This is a genomic window from Coleofasciculus sp. G3-WIS-01 (assembly GCF_040223135.1).
Taxonomy (GTDB): Bacteria; Cyanobacteriota; Cyanobacteriia; order Cyanobacteriales; family Coleofasciculaceae; genus Coleofasciculus.
In genome coordinates this window covers 1-15,812 of the sequence record NZ_JAVJZI010000051.1, presented here as the reverse complement: position 1 = coordinate 15,812, position 15,812 = coordinate 1, and the positions used below count along the sequence as shown (strand labels likewise).

Below are 15,812 nucleotides of genomic sequence, written 5' to 3'. Positions count from 1 at the left end.
AACTGGTAATTAATTTGATTAATCTAATCAATCCTTTCTTTTTGTAGTTCATGCCACTACCGAGATCTTGAATAATCTCAAATTCCCATCCCTGTTTGGCACAGTAACTTTCTAAGACTAAAACTTGTCTATTTAGATCGTATTTTTGGTCATGGCTAGATACTCTGGCATAACCAACGGTTAATTCGTTACCCGATTTATTGCCAATTAAGTCAGCAATATCGTATCGACGATGACCACCAGCCGTCCGACTTGATCGAATTTTGCCATTGAGTTCCCATCGGTGCAAAGTGCCAGACCGTCACACCTAGTAGAGTAGCTGCTTCTTGGGGAGTTAAACTAGACATTCCCTGATTATATCATAGAAAATGTCCAGTTATGTTACTAATTGTCTAGATATTTACGGACTGTTAGTTAACCCCCATGCTTGCCCATATACTATGCAGATTTTGTGCTTTCCGTCAAGTTACTTCCTGAACCGACGCTCTAACTGCTATAGAGGATAATCGTTTCCTCCGGTTCCACCACAACCACTCGGTCAGCCGTAACATTACCCGCGACACCACCAGCAACAGCACCACCGAGTATTTCTCCAATGTCCGCATTTCCGAAAACTTCACCCAATATCGCCCCACCAGCAGCACCGATACCCGCATCTTCTGCGATTGCTCCGGCGGAGGTGTCTCGTGGGTCTTTTTGGTCTTCTAGCACCTCTGAGGTAGCATCAAGGTTGTAGGTGCGACCGTTCATTCTCACTCCTGTCGCCACATAGCGTAATCCCCCACTCGCTGGTTCATAGCGACCCAAAATTGTTGCACCGGCTGGAATGTACATACCATCGACCGTTGTACCACGGGAAACTTCCAGATTGTACGAATAAACCCTATCATTATTCAAATGAAGCGTCTGGTTTTGAGCGCTAGTTGCCGCAATAGCAGTAGTCTGGGCGACTAACATCTGGTTTTGAGCCTGTGCCACCCCAGGTAAAAGCAAGGGTATACCCAACACCAATGCAGAACTGGCAGCTAGCACAGATATCCCTCGTGTTAGAGAGTTTCTCGGAGTTTGTGAATTTTGATAAGACATAACGTTTAAACAACTCATCTAATTCCAGGTTCGCTCGGTTCAGGGGTCTTCTGCATCCCTTGATAGTTAGAAAATTCAGAAAATTATTATCTTATTAACTGGACTTTAGACTAATTCAACCTCGCCGGAAACTTGCCGAGTGAGAATAGTCAAATTGACTTGCCTAACTGAAACTACCACGTTTTCCGAGAAAAAACCCTCAACGCGAAGGAGAAATAAGCGCTGAGGGGAGTCATCAGGGTGCATCTACCTTTTCCTCATTCTCTATCTGCCTAAGAGCATCCGGAAAAAATTGAATTCAATGTGCCAATTGCCACTCATCCCAGAAAACCTAATTACCTCCTGCTAGCCACGAGAAGGTTTAACCAAGAACGGCAATCAGACCGGAATTTAGGGGAATCAATTAAATTTAGGTTATATTAAATGAGGCAAAATCGGCTCATGAAAATTTTCAATTTTTATGAAAATTGCATCACTCGTGTCTCCCGCGATCGCAGCTAGTGTGATCCTGTTTCTCAACCCCGCATTGGCAGCTGTACTCAACGCTTCTGCTCGCTTGGCGGGATTCTCCCCTGATAATCGTCATTATATTTACTTAGAAACTTATCGGGATTCAGTGACAGAGGTTCCCACGGCTCATATCCAAATTATCAATATCCCGAATAACTCTTGTGTTAGAAATGGTTGTCTGCGAACAGACTATGATCGTGATGCCTATCGTCTCAGCAATCAAGCGGCTGAAAATGACTTACTGCAAGATACATTAGCCATCCGACAAGATTTGGGACTGAATCGGCTGAAAGTAGGCATTAAACTCCCTGTCATTGATAGCACCCGTCAGTCGGATGATATCGAAACCGTTACATTTCGCCTCAAAAACCAGCCGTTACAAATTCGTCTAGAGCAAAGGCGTATCCCCTCCCTGTTATCTGGAGGCACTTCTCCAGTCGCACGGGCATCCATGCGCTTAATCATAAATTATCAGAATCAGCGCTTGACTCTGGGTAGTCTGAACAACTACCGGGATGCCGTGAAAGGTTATGGGATTCGAGAGGTGCGGCTATCTCCCAACCGAAATAACATCGTGGTGCTGCTGGATATGCTCCAACCCACTCATGAGGATATCGTCAAAACCACATTAGTGCAAAGCTTTTCCCTGGAGCCGTTTGGGGATTAGCGTTATAGGTTATACTCTCGATTTAGACGAGAGCAGATACTCTCATAAATTTAAACTTACATTTCGATAGGTTATGGATTGAAAAGAAACGTAAAATAAAATTTCAATTGCTTGTACTTTGCACAGAGAGTAGTAAAGTGGAAATTGAAGCTAATCAGAAAGCTTCACTGACAGATATTAACGTCATCTTGCAAAACCGAGAAAGGAGGGAAGACTAAGAACCTGTTAAATCTAATATCTGTCTTGCCAAAGACACAACTTCTAACAGCAACACTCAACGCGAAGACTGATACATCCTCTAACTAGAAATGTAGGGAGCAATGCATCTGAATTATAGAATTTAGAGCAACTCTATCTAGGATTGATTACGGAGAGGAAGTCACTCAGAGAGCAGTTTGAGTGTTGTTGTCATATTTGCATAGATGTCCTGTCCGCCTCGCCCATCTCGTTCCCAGGCTCAGCCGTACCTCGTTCCCAGGCTCAGCCGTACCTCGTTCCCAGGCTCAGCCGTACCTCGTTCCCAGGCTCAGCCGTACCTCGTTCCCAGGCTCAGCCTGGGAATGCCACTTAGGAGGCTCTGCCTCCCCCTCACCGGACAATCCAGAGGCTCCACCTCCTCAAATCAAATCCACGGATAGCAATCCCGGTTGACCGATATAATTGCGGTAACTCGAATAGCGCCAATGAGCTGGATCATCAATATAGCCACGCTTCACAGGATTATGATGAATATACTCTAGCTTTTGCTTTAACATCTGTTCATTTACAATCATTTGCGGATGAAATCCTTCCTGCCAAACCTGATAATTTTGATCATGTTTATGGGCAAGTTTAGCACCTTTAAGTTGAGTCAGAATAAAATGACTCTGGTGTTCAATCAACCAATCTATAATTGTTCGAGCTGTGAAGGATTTGAACGTCCTGATTTCTTTAGATAAGTTATCAGCAGAGGCGAGCAAATGAAGGTGATTTTCCATGAGAACGTAACCGTGTAAAGCAATTCGCTGCTGACTTTGTAGAAAGCGGAGAGAGTCGAGAACAATTTGCGCTAATTCTGGCTTGCTGAAAAGGGGAATCCAATTAACACTCGTGCAGGTGAGGAAGTGAGGTTCTTTGGCTATGACGCGGTAGCGCGAACGTCCCATCGTGACGGTGAGTTATAGCAGGTATAGGCTCGATTTTACCATTAGAAAAGCGCGATCGCAACTTGAGCAAGAGGGAGGCAAGAGGGAGGCAGAGCCTCCGGGGTGGCATTCCCAGGCTCAGCCTGGGAACGAGGAGGGAGGGGGGCAAGAGGGAGGCAAGAGGGAGGCAGAGCCTCCGGGGTGGCATTCCCAGGCTGAGCCTGGGAACGAGGAGGCGAGAAGGCGAGGGGAGGAGGGGAGAGAGTACAATAAATAAGCATTGCGATCGCACCCCTAAGTCCCTCATGCCTCAACCTCAACCCCAATGGCAGGTTCAACCATCTCCTGATGTTCCTCAATGGTTTCTTGACGCGATTAAATCCTACACCCCAGCCTCAGAAGGATACTACGCCGCACAATTATTATGGCAACGTGGAATTCGCGAGTTAAACCAATTAGCCGCATTTATTAATCCTGATCTATATCAACCCGCTAGTCCCTTTGAATTTGGTCAGGAAATGAAGCGAGCGGTGCAGCGATTGCAGCAAGGGCGGGATCAGGGAGAAAAGGTGGCGATTTGGGGTGACTTTGACGCCGATGGGATTACGGCAACCAGTGTTTTATGGGAAGGATTGGGACAGTTTTTGCCTCAGAATCAACAACTCACCTATTACATTCCTAATCGTCTCACGGAATCTCATGGGTTAAATTGTTCGGGAATTGACCAATTGGCACGATTGAGAACTAAACTGATCGTAACCTGCGATACGGGAAGCACGAATCTCAGCGAAATTGATTATGCTCAGCAATTGGGGATAGACATAATTATTACCGATCACCATACATTACCAGATGATCGCCCTAACGTCGTTTCTATTATTAACCCCCGCTATTTTGCCGAAACCCATCCCCTGTTTCATCTATCTGGTGTGGCGGTGGCGTATAAGTTAGTCGAGGCACTTTATCAAACATTACCCAATATTCCCCAACAACCTCTAGAGGACTTATTGGATTTAGTGGCGATTGGTTTAATTGCCGATTTAGTCCAGCTTAGTGGTGATTGTCGCTATTTAGCCCAACGGGGAATTCAAACGCTACAGCAACAATTGAAAACCCGCACCCGTCCCGGTGTAGCTAAGCTTTTAGAACTCTGTCAGCGCAGTGGTGATCGCCCCACAGATATTTCTTTTGGCTTAGGTCCAAGAATTAATGCGGTGAGTCGGATTCAAGGTGATGCTTCGTTTTGTGTGGAGTTATTAACCCGTCGCGATGAAGCCTATACTCAAACCTTAGCCCTAGAAACAGAATTAGCCAATAGTCGCCGCAAATCCTTACAGAAAGATATTACGGAACAGGTTAAACAGAAATTGGCACAACTTGACCTTTCGACAACTTATGTTATTGTCCTAGACGATCCCCAATGGTCAGCGGGAGTTTTAGGCTTAGTCGCGGGTCAAATTGCTCAAGAATATGGACGCCCAACTATTTTATTAAGTACAGGTGAGGATTGGGGAGACGAGAGTGCACAGGAGCAATGTAGAGACGTACCACGCCACGTCTGGGAGCAGAGGAGCCAAGAAGACAAGGGAGAATTTTTTCCATCAACAATCGCCAGAGGTTCTGCCCGTTCGGTTAATGGGATTGATCTGTATGAATTAGTCCAATCCCAAGAACACCTATTACACCGATTCGGCGGACATCCCTTTGCTGCTGGGTTAAGTTTGCCTGTGGAAAATATTCCCTTATTTACCGAAGCGATCAATCAAAAGTTACGCCAACAATTAGCCGCACAAGACGCCTTATTAGCCCCTGTCGTTACCGCTGATATTGTTGTAACAGTTGCTGCTTTGGGAAAAGCTTTATTCCAAGAACTTAAACTCTTGGAACCTTGTGGAATGGGTAATCCGGTTCCTAAGCTGCTGATTGAAAACTGTTGGTTTGAATCGGTTTGGAATCGTAATACTCAGGATTTGAAAGGCAAAAAGGTACAATATATTAAAACCGAATTGGAAATCTGGGATGATTCTACAAGTATGGGCTTTCCGGGTATCTGGTGGGGACATTATCAAGATGAAGTTCCCAAAGGTCGATGTAATGCGATTGTGGAACTGGACTATAATAACTTTAAAAAACGTTTTGAAGTGCGCTTAGTGGCGGTTCAATCGGGGGATAGGATTTCCTCGTTTAATCTTTCCAGTCAACTGGATTGGATTTTAGATTGGCGCGATGGAATGCAGGAGGATAGAGGTGTAGGGGTGGGGTTTACCGATAACGTTCTGTCAATGTCCGCTCATTTGACTAAACCAGCCCCGGTTGGGGAACAGGAGGAAACGCTCACCCCTGAATCAACTGATCCGTTAACCGTTCGCGAATGTCCCACCAGTTGGGATGAATTGCAACTCTGGTTTAGACGGGCGATGCAAAGTGAACGAAAATTAGCGATCGCGTATCCGCCACCGCCTCAACTCCCACCCCGCCAGGTTTGGGAGACATTAGTCGGACTGGCTAAATTCCTCAGTCGCACCGGGAAATCCGCTACCCTAGGGCAATTGCAAGAAAAGTTAGAATTAAGCGATCGCACCTTACATTTGGGACTAGCCGCCCTTTCGGGTTTGGGGTTTCAGGTGAAACACCAAGGCGGATCAATCCAAATCAGTGGCTCGATTGGGGAATTGGGTGGAGACGCGATCGATCCGATGACAAAGGAAAAGATTCAAGTCTTTTTATCCGGTGTAGAAGAAGAACAGTTTTTGCGTCACTATTTTTATCAGGTTCCCTTGTCCACAATTCATGGAATGTTGGCACAGAGTTCTTGATTTATAAATTAAATATCAGAGGAAACACCGCTAGGTAGGCGTGAGAGAAAGTAGATGTATCTTTAGGTTATACTAAATTAAGCATTTGTCGTAAATGTTTCAACGCTTATGGCGAAGACAGCGCAACGATCAATTTTTCCTGCCCACAGAACCGTCAAATTTGACGAAAACGCAGCATCTGCAAAAGTTCATCGGTATCCATTTCTAACGCTTCAGCGATATCCTCTAATTCCGCATCTGTTGGTCTTGCGCCATCTTTGATTTCCTGGAGTCGTTCATCTGAGATGGGTGGATTATCTTTATACTCTTCAGTCCATTCCACTCCTGCTACTAAGTCGCTCAGTAGTGGCTTTCCCAAGGCATCGACATAGCGTTGAATCCGCTGATTTATCGCCTTTTGCAGAGTCCGCAGTTCATCAATCCTTAAATTGTCCAAGCCATCAAGGATTTTTTGCAGCGTTAGTGGTTGTTTATCTGAATCAGTCATGGGATTTGTAATTACCCCTTCAGAAATAAGGGGTGCAGGGGTGCAGGTTTGTCGGGGCGGATTTGACAGATAATGTGATTTAAAAAACTGATAACTTGACTAAATCCGCCCTCTTTAAGGTGCAGGGAAGCCAAGGAGAATTGAGCCGCTCAGTCAGTAGTGTGAACATCTGACTCCCATTTAGAAGTACGTCAGCTAAATGTTTGCACTTCGCTTTCCACACGACTTTTGCTGATATGGAGATGCTCCCTAATGGCTTTACCCTTATGCCAAAATCTTACCATTTTTTATTTGAATCGTTGACAAAGGACAAATGACAAATCACGAATAACACTTAAAGCGATTTCAAATACTCAATCAACGCCTGCTTATCCTCAGCCACCAACTCTGTACCATAACTATGACCTTGATTGCTATTTCCCCTCACCATCGTATCATATCTAAACCCCTCTTTCTTCGCCTCTACTCCTTCAGCAATAAACCCTACTTTTTCCGAATCATACACATCATATCCTCGATAAAACACTTTCGTCCGCTTCTGTGGGATCTCCAATAAATCTGTTAAATACGGGACTGAACCATTATGCAAATAGGGCGCTCTTAACCACAAACCATCTAACGCCACCGCGACATATCCATTAGCTTTGCGAAGCTGATCAAAATCCCAATCATACCCTTCCGCAAACTCGTTATACGCATCAGCCGCTTCTTGCGCCCACATATCTAAACGATAGCGGTCAGTACCAATCTCATCAATAGGAATAACAGTTCCAATTCCTTCGCCGCCGAACCCATGACAAGAGGCGCAGTTACTTTCAAAAATTTGACTCCCTTGTGCAGCTAAAGCTTGGTCAATGTTATATGGATATTTTGGCGCGGGTAATTGACGAATATAATCCTCCACCCGCTTTAATCCCTCAATATTAATTGACTTCTTCGTCGCACCATCACCAATCGCTCCAGTATTCACGGTTTCTGTGAGTGATGTTTCTAACCCATCCCAATGTAAGGCAAATCCTTCATGTTGATTTTGATTCCAAATCGACATCATATCGGAATTGCCAATTGTATTATCTAGGGGTATTCCTAAAACTCGAAACTTCACCGGATTAAACTGAGCAATGCGTCCCGGTCCTTGATCCGGTCTTTCTTCCATCCAGGCCAAGGATTCTTTAACGTCTAATAACTCTTTTCGGGTGCGGGGAATAATAATAAACCGATAGAGTAGCTTCTCAAACCAAGACAGGTCGTAATTATATTTAATTTCATCTAAAATATAGTCCGCATTAAATCGGGGATCAGTGGCACAATCACTGAGAAAGCGAATATAACCTTGCAAATTAAATTTATTCGATGGTCCCCCTAGAACAATGGTTGGTTTATCTTTTGGGGTTTGGCGATAGGTTGCACTATGACACAGCGCACAGGTTATTCCTTGGCGGGGAAAGCCGATAATTTTTTTAGAAAAGCCAACAGGTAATTCTTGTCCTTCTTCCCAGGTAATTCCTAGGGAGGTATAGCCACCAGGTTTTGGGAGTTTATCCGGGAAAATCCGAGGTAATACTAGCCAAATCCAATAGGGAACTCCTTCGGCATTTTCGGTACCTATCGAACCGTATTTAAAATGATCTTCGACTGATTCGTAATAGGTGTCTACTTGGCGAAAAAAGTTATACCATGCCAGATATCCCACACTACCAATTAGCAGAATTATAATAATTACAATCGCTGTAATTGTTCGTCCAATTTTTGAGGTTTTACTTTCCACAAAATTCTCCTTATTGTTGTTTAGTTTAGTCCTATTGCTTTTAATGAAAAAAGCAATAGATAGACGTGATAGTCTAGGGCAACCCACTCCAATTGAGTGGGCTCCCAGGTTAATTGATGCAAGTGGGTCACTGCTACCCGTCCAATTTTTCCGAAAATGACCGATTTAGGAAAATTTCTGGGCTGTTTCTGGCATTTCAGGCTGTTGATTCCGCATGGCTAAGAATAACAAAATCCCTTGCACAATTATGAAAAATACATCCACTAAAGCAATCGTGAGAAATCCTAACTCTTGCCCAAAGAACAAAACAGCACTTAGGAAAAAAGTAGCGCCCGCGCCCCGTGTAACGAATACTGACATCCAAGCCGTTGCTTTGTAGCGATAAGGATCAATTGCTCCCGGAATATACAAAATACTAAGTTCCAGTAGCAATAGTCCAGCCGCCCGTACCCAGATAATTGGCACGGGTATTTGCATCTTTAATAGCGAAAGTAGAACTTCTGGAAAAAAGCAGAGGGGAATTATAAAAAACATATTCACCACAATGCCTAGCCAGACAACACGACAAAACCATTTTGCATAAGAATTCATGATTTTTTCTCTTGATTCTAAATGATGGGGGACATAGGGTAGATGGGGAGACAGGGGAGATAAGGAGGTTAATTCACAACTAGGTCGAGGCTGGTTCAGCCGCATCTGGGTAAAAAAATGATAGTAGTGAATCTGGTCTATATACAAAACTCTCGCACTTCTCCCATCTCCAAAAATTAAAGCGTTTTCAAATACTCAACCAATGCAGTTTTATCCTCCGCAGAAAGTTCGATGCCATACAAATGACCCTTGTTACTATTGCCAGGTACGGTAGTGTCAAACTTAAAATACTGCTTCCCCTTCTCCTGGGCAACCGTTGAGACAAAACCGACATCCTCTTGATCAAATACATCATACCCGCGATAGAATACCTGAGGACGGTTTTCTGAATCCTCTAACAAGTCTCGTAGCGTCGGTACAGACCCATTGTGCAAATAAGGCGATCGCAACCAGATTCCATCTAATGGCATATTGGCATAACCATCGGTCTTACGGAAGTTCTTGAACCGTTCCGGCGTCCCCGCAAACAGGGTATTTTGATTAGACAGCAACTTGTAGGTATAAGAATCTAACCGATGGGGGTCAGTACCAATTTCCCCAATCGGCGTCACCTTACCCAGCTTCGCCCCACCAAAGGCATGACAACTGGCACAATTATTTTGATAAATTGGCTGACCCTTAGCCGCTAATTCCCGATTAATCGGGTACGGATAAGTCGGTGGAGGAAGTTCCCATAACCAATCCTCAATCCGCTTAATCCGTTCCAAATCCGCCGTAACCGGAGTCACTCCTGCACCCAACGCTGCACTTAAATTACGTTCATGAACCGATTTGTTATCTCCATCCCAATGCAGTTGCAATCCTTCACGGGGTTTTTGATTCCATATAGAGGGTAAATCAGCTGTACCAATTTTTTCATCTTCTTCTAACTCATCCATCGGGAAGCGAAACTGAATCGATTTATAGGGATTAAACGTATCCACCCGTCCTGGACCCCAATCCGGTTGTTCGTTTAAAAAAGCCAGTTGACTCCCTTGAGTAATCAACGCATCCCTCGTTTGGGGAATAACCAGATAGCGATAAATTAACGTCTGAATCGGATTAAAGTTTCCCCCTTGGGCATCAATTTCAGCTAAAATTCGGTTGGGTGTGAATCGTTCATCCAAAGCCGTTTTTCCCAGAAACTGAATATACCCTTGCAGATTCACTGTATTTGATGGCATCGTGGGGATAATTTGAGGCTCACTCTCAGGTGTATCCCGCAGCGAACCGACATGACAAATCGCACAATTCAAGCCAACGCGGTCAATCAAAACGCGACGCTGAGAAAACCCAATGGGGCGGTCTTTTCCCGGCTCGTAAAGAAAACCTAGGGATTGATACCCTTCACCGGGCAATTTATCAGGAAATACGGCGGGTAGAACTTTCCAAATCCAATAGGGTATTCCATTTTCTGGTTCACTCCCAATTGACCCATATTTAAAATGGTCATTAATATCAGCATAATCCACGGGATTATTCAAGAATAAGGGAGAAATTAAAGCAATAATTGTAGCGAGTAAAAATCCCGCAAGCACAATCCCTAGTTTCTTAAAATTCTTGCCTTTTGACTTCAAGGGCGTTGATTCTTCCATAATTAATAATTAGTGATTGGTGATTTAAGCTGTTCGGCATTTAAACCTTAATGTCAGCTAAAGAGGGCTTCAGCCCTCACTACGAAGCCAATCTATTGCACCATTTTAGTTGGGTCACGCCAGTAGAGGCAGTTAGTTTTTACTATTATCGCTTGTTGTCACCCTAATGTTAATAAACCCGCCCACGCCTCTCCCATAGTCCCGTCACCGAAACGGTGCAGGATCAAACACAGTCATAATTTCTGCAATCATTTCATCCGAGTTATTATAGCGGTGTAACTCATAACAACCGAGAGGATTTTCTAAGGCATTGAGTAAGCATTTGTTGCAGTAAGTACAAGGACGTTCTGGCAAGTCTTTTCCTGCCTTAAACTGGTGAACTAAGTCATTATTTGCGACTAAGGGACGGGCAATACTAACCGCATCGCAGAATCCCTCCTGAATTGCCCGACGAATATAGGACGCCTGCTGAAACCCTCCCGTACAAATAACTGGAATATTCACCTGCTTTTTAATCTCAGCCGCGTGATTAATGCTAACCCCTTGATACTTCTGCAACAATTCCTGCATCTGTTGGGAATTCACGAACGTCTGGAACGACTCATTCAATGCTTGCGCCTTTACCTCTAATCCCTGAATCGGTTGATCCTGGGTCTGTTTCTGAACTCGATTCCATAAGAATAAGAAAATTGGATACAACAGGGGAACCCGAAACAGTAAATAGTTGCGAAAGGTATGAATACCACTGGATAACATCAAATCATACCAGCGCATTGCATCGATTCTGGGAAATTCACCGGGAGGGTTCAAGGGATGAGGAAATAGACTCCCCGTAGAAATATGAATCCCATCAACTCCAGCCGCTTCCATCCAGTTACAAACTTGAATCGAATCCTCTAGGGTATTTCCCGGCTTTTCCCACGGAATCACGGCATTATTATAGTCCACCGCACTAATCTTAACTTGTAGGTGAAAGTCATCACCCACTTCTTGACGAATTGCTGTAATAATCTCCAACAAAAAGCGAGCGCGATTTTCTAAGGAACCCCCATATTCATCATTGCGGTCATTAATCCCAGAACTGAGAAATTGGGTAATTAAATAACCATTGGCGCCGTGCAGTTCCACACCATCCAATCCCGCCTCTCGCGCCCGTCTCGCCCCCGCCGCAAACGCCTGAACTGTTTCTTGAATCTCAGCCTTTGTCATGGCTTGACATTCAAAACCATGAAACGATTCCGTGATACTGGTTGAACTGAGGGCTTTTAAATCAAGGTTTTCTACGCCACTCACATCCTGCTGACGCCCTGAATGGCTCAGTTGCATGATAAATTTGCAGTCATACTCATGCACAACCTCCCCAATTTTACGCCAGAAGGGAATGCGGTCATCTCGGTCAATCGTGGCATAGTTTGGCAGGATTCGTCCCCGAATTTGCACGGGCGTAAACGATGAAATAATTGCACCTACGCCTCCTCTGGCAAACTTCTGTTCCCAATTGATTCTGGCTTGGTTACCGGAACCATCATAGTTATCGAATCTGCCGGAAATATTCGAGCGAAAAATGCGATTGTTGACAGTCAGGTTCCGGAATGTTATGGGTTGAAAAATGATATCGTTGTCATTTGTCATTTGTCATTCGTTATTGGCGGCAAGGGACGTTTATATAAGATAATTATAAAAATCCAGAATATTCTAATTTTTCAATTATGGCAACTCCTGGGACAAGTGAGTTTATTTTAAGATTTGTTAAAAGTATCCGGGTTTTGTGGCGAACAGGCTGAGGCTGGTTATCATCAATGGAACAAACAGAGGCGGTTTGAACCAACTCAATCGCCTCTGTCGTTGCTCAGACTCTCTATTGCTGGTTTCAAAATGTCTTCCCTCAATCCCCATCACCCCCAAACTGCTCTGATTACTGGCGCATCCAGTGGTATTGGTTATGAGTTGACCAAACTATTGGCTCGCGATCGCTATAATTTAGTCTTAGTTGCCCGAAGTGCCGATAAGTTGCAGCAGATGGCTGACGCATTCACCGATAAATTCGGGATCACGGTAAAAACAATAGTCAAAGATTTGTCTGACCCGAACAGCCCTCAGGAAATCTTTGCCGAACTTCAACAAGAAACCATGACTGTTGATGTTTTGGTAAATAATGCTGGCTTTGCCACCTACGGATTTTTTGAGCAAACTGACCTGATGAAGGAACTTTCGATGATGCAGGTTAATATGGTTGCTTTAACCCATCTGACCAAGCTATTTATACCTCAAATGATCCAAAATAAGCAGGGAAAAATATTAAATATTGCCTCCACTGCTGCCTTTCAACCCGGACCCATGATGGCAGTTTACTACGCCACCAAAGCTTATGTACTGTCCTTCTCAGAAGCCCTCGCCAATGAAGTCAAGGAATCCGGAGTAACCGTGACAGCCCTTTGTCCTGGACCAACAGAATCGGGATTTCAAAAACGGGCAAATATGGAACAATCAAAATTGGTCAAGGGACGCCAGATTATGGATGCGAAAACGGTTGCTAAGATTGGCTATCGAAGCATGGTGGAAGGCAAACCAGTCGTTATTCCTGGTGTAAGAAACAAACTGCTGGCTTTATCGGTTCGCTTTCTTCCCCGAACAATGGTGATTCAAGTGGTCAGAAGTATGCAAGAATGATGAGAGAGTTTTGAGTATTATTAATGATTAAGTAATTGTACTCAATCTTCCGACTATCCAGCATTTACTCTTTATCGGGACTTGCCTTCTAAAGATGTAACTTTATCCCCCTGCTTCCAGACGTACCATAGTACGTCTAGAAGATCGTGTCTTCTGTTTCTCGAAAGTTATATGATTAAAAAAGTTGGTATGAATTGGGTAAAATTGGGATTAATTCAGGAGATTTGGTAAAGGGGTTGTCGGAAATAGGCATGGGACTTTACCATTAAGAATATTGAATTTAGTCCCGATTACGTCCCGACAGGGTTGTTAATTATTGTATCTAAATAATAAGGAATTTAAATCATGGCTAAATCATCCAAATCGGCTCAAGGTCGGCAAAAACCTTGGCATCAATTACCCGTTCCCCTGGCATTAGTAAAATTATTCCAGTTCCGGAACCGAATGCGGCAAGAAAACCTACATGATACAGCAAAATTACCTAGCCAAGGTGATGGAACACAACCTACACCCAGCCCCGATGGTCACCATCTCAAGATTCGTACAGCAGACGGGAGTTTTAATAGCCTAGAACAGCCAGAAATGGGTCAGGCGGGTTCCCGTTTTGGACGCAACGTTCCCCTACAATACACTCATCCTGACCAAAAGAATTTACTCGAACCCAATCCGCGTACAATTAGCCGCAAATTACTGACACGGGATAAATTTGTACCCGCTAGCACCTTAAACTTACACGCCGCAGCTTGGATTCAATTTCAAACCCATGACTGGTTCGCCCATGGGGGTACGTTAGAGAAGAAATTTGAAATTCCTCTAGAAGCAGATGATCCGTGGCCCCAAGAATATCGACCTCTAGAAGTGGGCGCGACTTTACCCGACTCCACTCGTCCCGACGGAGATACCAAAAATCCCCCCACCTTTGTGAACCGAGTCACTCATTGGTGGGATGCGTCACAAATTTATGGTAGTGATCAGGACACCATTGATAAGCTGCGGACTCATGTCGATGGTAAGCTAATTATCGGTGACGATAACTTATTACCCATCAACCCAGACAATGGCATCGACCTAGTTGGTTTTGATGAGAACTGGTGGGTGGGTTTGAGTATGTTACATACTCTATTCGTCAAAGAACACAATACCATTTGCGATCATCTCAAAAACGAATATCCCGATTGGAAAGACGATGATCTGTTTAATCACGCCCGACTAATTAACGCCGCCTTAATCGCCAAAATCCATACCGTTGAATGGACGCCTGCAATCCTGGGACATCCCGCCTTAGAAATTGCCATGAACGCCAACTGGTGGGGATTTTTAGGTCAACATGTCAAACGATTATTTGGGCGTATCGGAGAGGGAGAAGTCCTCAGTGGTATTATCGGATCACCGACAGATCATCATACTGCCCCCTACTATCTCACCGAAGAATTTGTTTCGGTCTATCGGATGCATCCCTTAATGCCAGATGAGTTTGAATTTTACTCTCTCAACAATGGGGAATTACGATTAACTGAAAATCTATTTGAAGTATCAGGGAATCGTAGCCGGACGCTAGTCGATAAAGTAGGTATGCCCGATTTATTCTACTCATTTGGGATTACTCATCCTGGGGCAATTACCTTATATAATTACCCGCGTTTTCTACAGCAATTAGTCCGGGATAACGGCGAAGTATTCGATCTAGCCGCTGTTGATATATTACGCGATCGCGAACGCGGCGTTCCCCGTTATAATCAATTCCGTGAACTCATTGGTCGTGAACGGGTCAAAACCTTTGAGGACATCACCGAAGACCCCCAATGGGCAAAGGAACTACGGGAAGTTTACAACAACGACATCAACAGCGTTGATTTAATGGTAGGCATGTTTGCCGAAAACCCACCCGCCGGGTTTGGCTTCAGTGACACAGCCTTCCGTATCTTTATCCTAATGGCATCCCGACGACTCAAGAGCGATCGCTTCTTCACCAAAGACTACACCGCCGAAGTCTACACTCAATGGGGTTTAGACTGGATTGACAACAACAGTATGTTAACGGTTCTGCGTCGCCATTATCCTACAGTCAGCCCTGCTTTATTCGGCGTACAAAATGCCTTTGCCCCCTGGCGTAAAGTTGGTGTTTCGGGATATTAATCATTAAGACGTCCCCCTTTAGATCCCCCTCCCGTCCCCCTTATAGATCCCCCTCCCGTCCCCCTTTAGATCCCCCTCCCGTCCCCCTTATAGATCCCCCTCCCGTCCCCCTTATAGATCCCCCTCCCGTCCCCCTTTAGATCCCCCTCCCGTCCCCCTTTAGATCCCCCTCCCGTCCCCCTTAAGAAGGGGGAAGCCATAGGATGCTTCGCTTTTTTTGCACGGGGGAAGCCATAGGATGCTTCGCTTTTTTTGCACGGGGGAAGCCATAGGATGCTTCGCTTTTTTTGCACGGGGGAAGCCATAGGATGCTTCGCTTTTTT

General features: G+C 44.6%; 11 protein-coding genes and 1 pseudogene. 4 read left to right on the top strand and 8 right to left on the bottom strand.

The window, feature by feature from the left end; genetic code table 11:
• A pseudogene (locus RIM23_RS05355) lies at positions 1 to 347 on the bottom strand (IS607 family transposase); the annotation flags it as partial.
• 139 nt (positions 348 to 486) lie between these two features.
• Positions 487 to 1,032 (bottom strand): hypothetical protein, encoded by a 546-nt coding sequence (locus tag RIM23_RS05350; RefSeq protein WP_446365114.1) that lies wholly within the window; start codon positions 1,030 to 1,032, stop codon positions 487 to 489.
• 514 nt (positions 1,033 to 1,546) lie between these two features.
• Between RIM23_RS05350 and RIM23_RS05345 the strand changes: the two genes are divergently transcribed.
• Positions 1,547 to 2,263, top strand: coding sequence for a DUF2259 domain-containing protein (locus RIM23_RS05345; RefSeq protein WP_446365112.1), 717 nt, complete (start codon positions 1,547 to 1,549; stop codon positions 2,261 to 2,263).
• 617 nt (positions 2,264 to 2,880) lie between these two features.
• Here the strand turns inward: RIM23_RS05345 and RIM23_RS05340 are convergent.
• Positions 2,881 to 3,408, bottom strand: a complete 528-nt coding sequence (locus RIM23_RS05340; protein ID WP_446357273.1) for an REP-associated tyrosine transposase — start codon at positions 3,406 to 3,408, stop codon at positions 2,881 to 2,883.
• 284 nt (positions 3,409 to 3,692) lie between these two features.
• On the opposite strand from RIM23_RS05340, the gene RIM23_RS05335 reads away from it, so the two are divergent.
• Positions 3,693 to 6,203 (top strand): single-stranded-DNA-specific exonuclease RecJ, encoded by a 2,511-nt coding sequence (locus RIM23_RS05335; protein WP_446365110.1) that lies wholly within the window; start codon positions 3,693 to 3,695, stop codon positions 6,201 to 6,203.
• Between the two features lie 154 nt (positions 6,204 to 6,357).
• Here RIM23_RS05335 and RIM23_RS05330 read toward each other — a convergent pair whose 3' ends face one another.
• The 5 genes from RIM23_RS05330 to RIM23_RS05310 form a co-directional block, all read right to left on the bottom strand.
• A complete protein-coding gene (locus tag RIM23_RS05330; protein WP_446365108.1) occupies positions 6,358 to 6,690 on the bottom strand; it encodes a hypothetical protein in 333 nt (110 codons plus the stop codon).
• A 334-nt stretch (positions 6,691 to 7,024) separates the two neighbouring features.
• Entirely contained in the window at positions 7,025 to 8,458 is a 1,434-nt protein-coding gene (locus RIM23_RS05325; protein WP_446365106.1) for a c-type cytochrome, read from the bottom strand.
• A gap of 165 nt (positions 8,459 to 8,623) precedes the next feature.
• Positions 8,624 to 9,049: a hypothetical protein gene (locus RIM23_RS05320; RefSeq protein WP_446357266.1), complete on the bottom strand. Its 426-nt coding sequence runs from the start codon at positions 9,047 to 9,049 to the stop codon at positions 8,624 to 8,626.
• A gap of 176 nt (positions 9,050 to 9,225) precedes the next feature.
• Positions 9,226 to 10,683, bottom strand: a complete 1,458-nt coding sequence (locus tag RIM23_RS05315) for a c-type cytochrome (RefSeq protein WP_446365104.1) — start codon at positions 10,681 to 10,683, stop codon at positions 9,226 to 9,228.
• 204 nt (positions 10,684 to 10,887) lie between these two features.
• Positions 10,888 to 12,315, bottom strand: coding sequence for an NADH:flavin oxidoreductase (locus tag RIM23_RS05310; RefSeq protein WP_446365102.1), 1,428 nt, complete (start codon positions 12,313 to 12,315; stop codon positions 10,888 to 10,890).
• Between the two features lie 243 nt (positions 12,316 to 12,558).
• Between RIM23_RS05310 and RIM23_RS05305 the strand changes: the two genes are divergently transcribed.
• Positions 12,559 to 13,353 carry an SDR family NAD(P)-dependent oxidoreductase gene (locus tag RIM23_RS05305; RefSeq protein WP_446365116.1) on the top strand — a complete coding sequence of 265 codons (795 nt, stop codon included), beginning with the start codon at positions 12,559 to 12,561 and terminating at the stop codon, positions 13,351 to 13,353.
• A gap of 345 nt (positions 13,354 to 13,698) precedes the next feature.
• A complete protein-coding gene (locus RIM23_RS05300; RefSeq protein WP_446365100.1) occupies positions 13,699 to 15,489 on the top strand; it encodes a peroxidase family protein in 1,791 nt (596 codons plus the stop codon).
• The last annotated feature ends 323 nt before the right edge of the window (positions 15,490 to 15,812 follow it).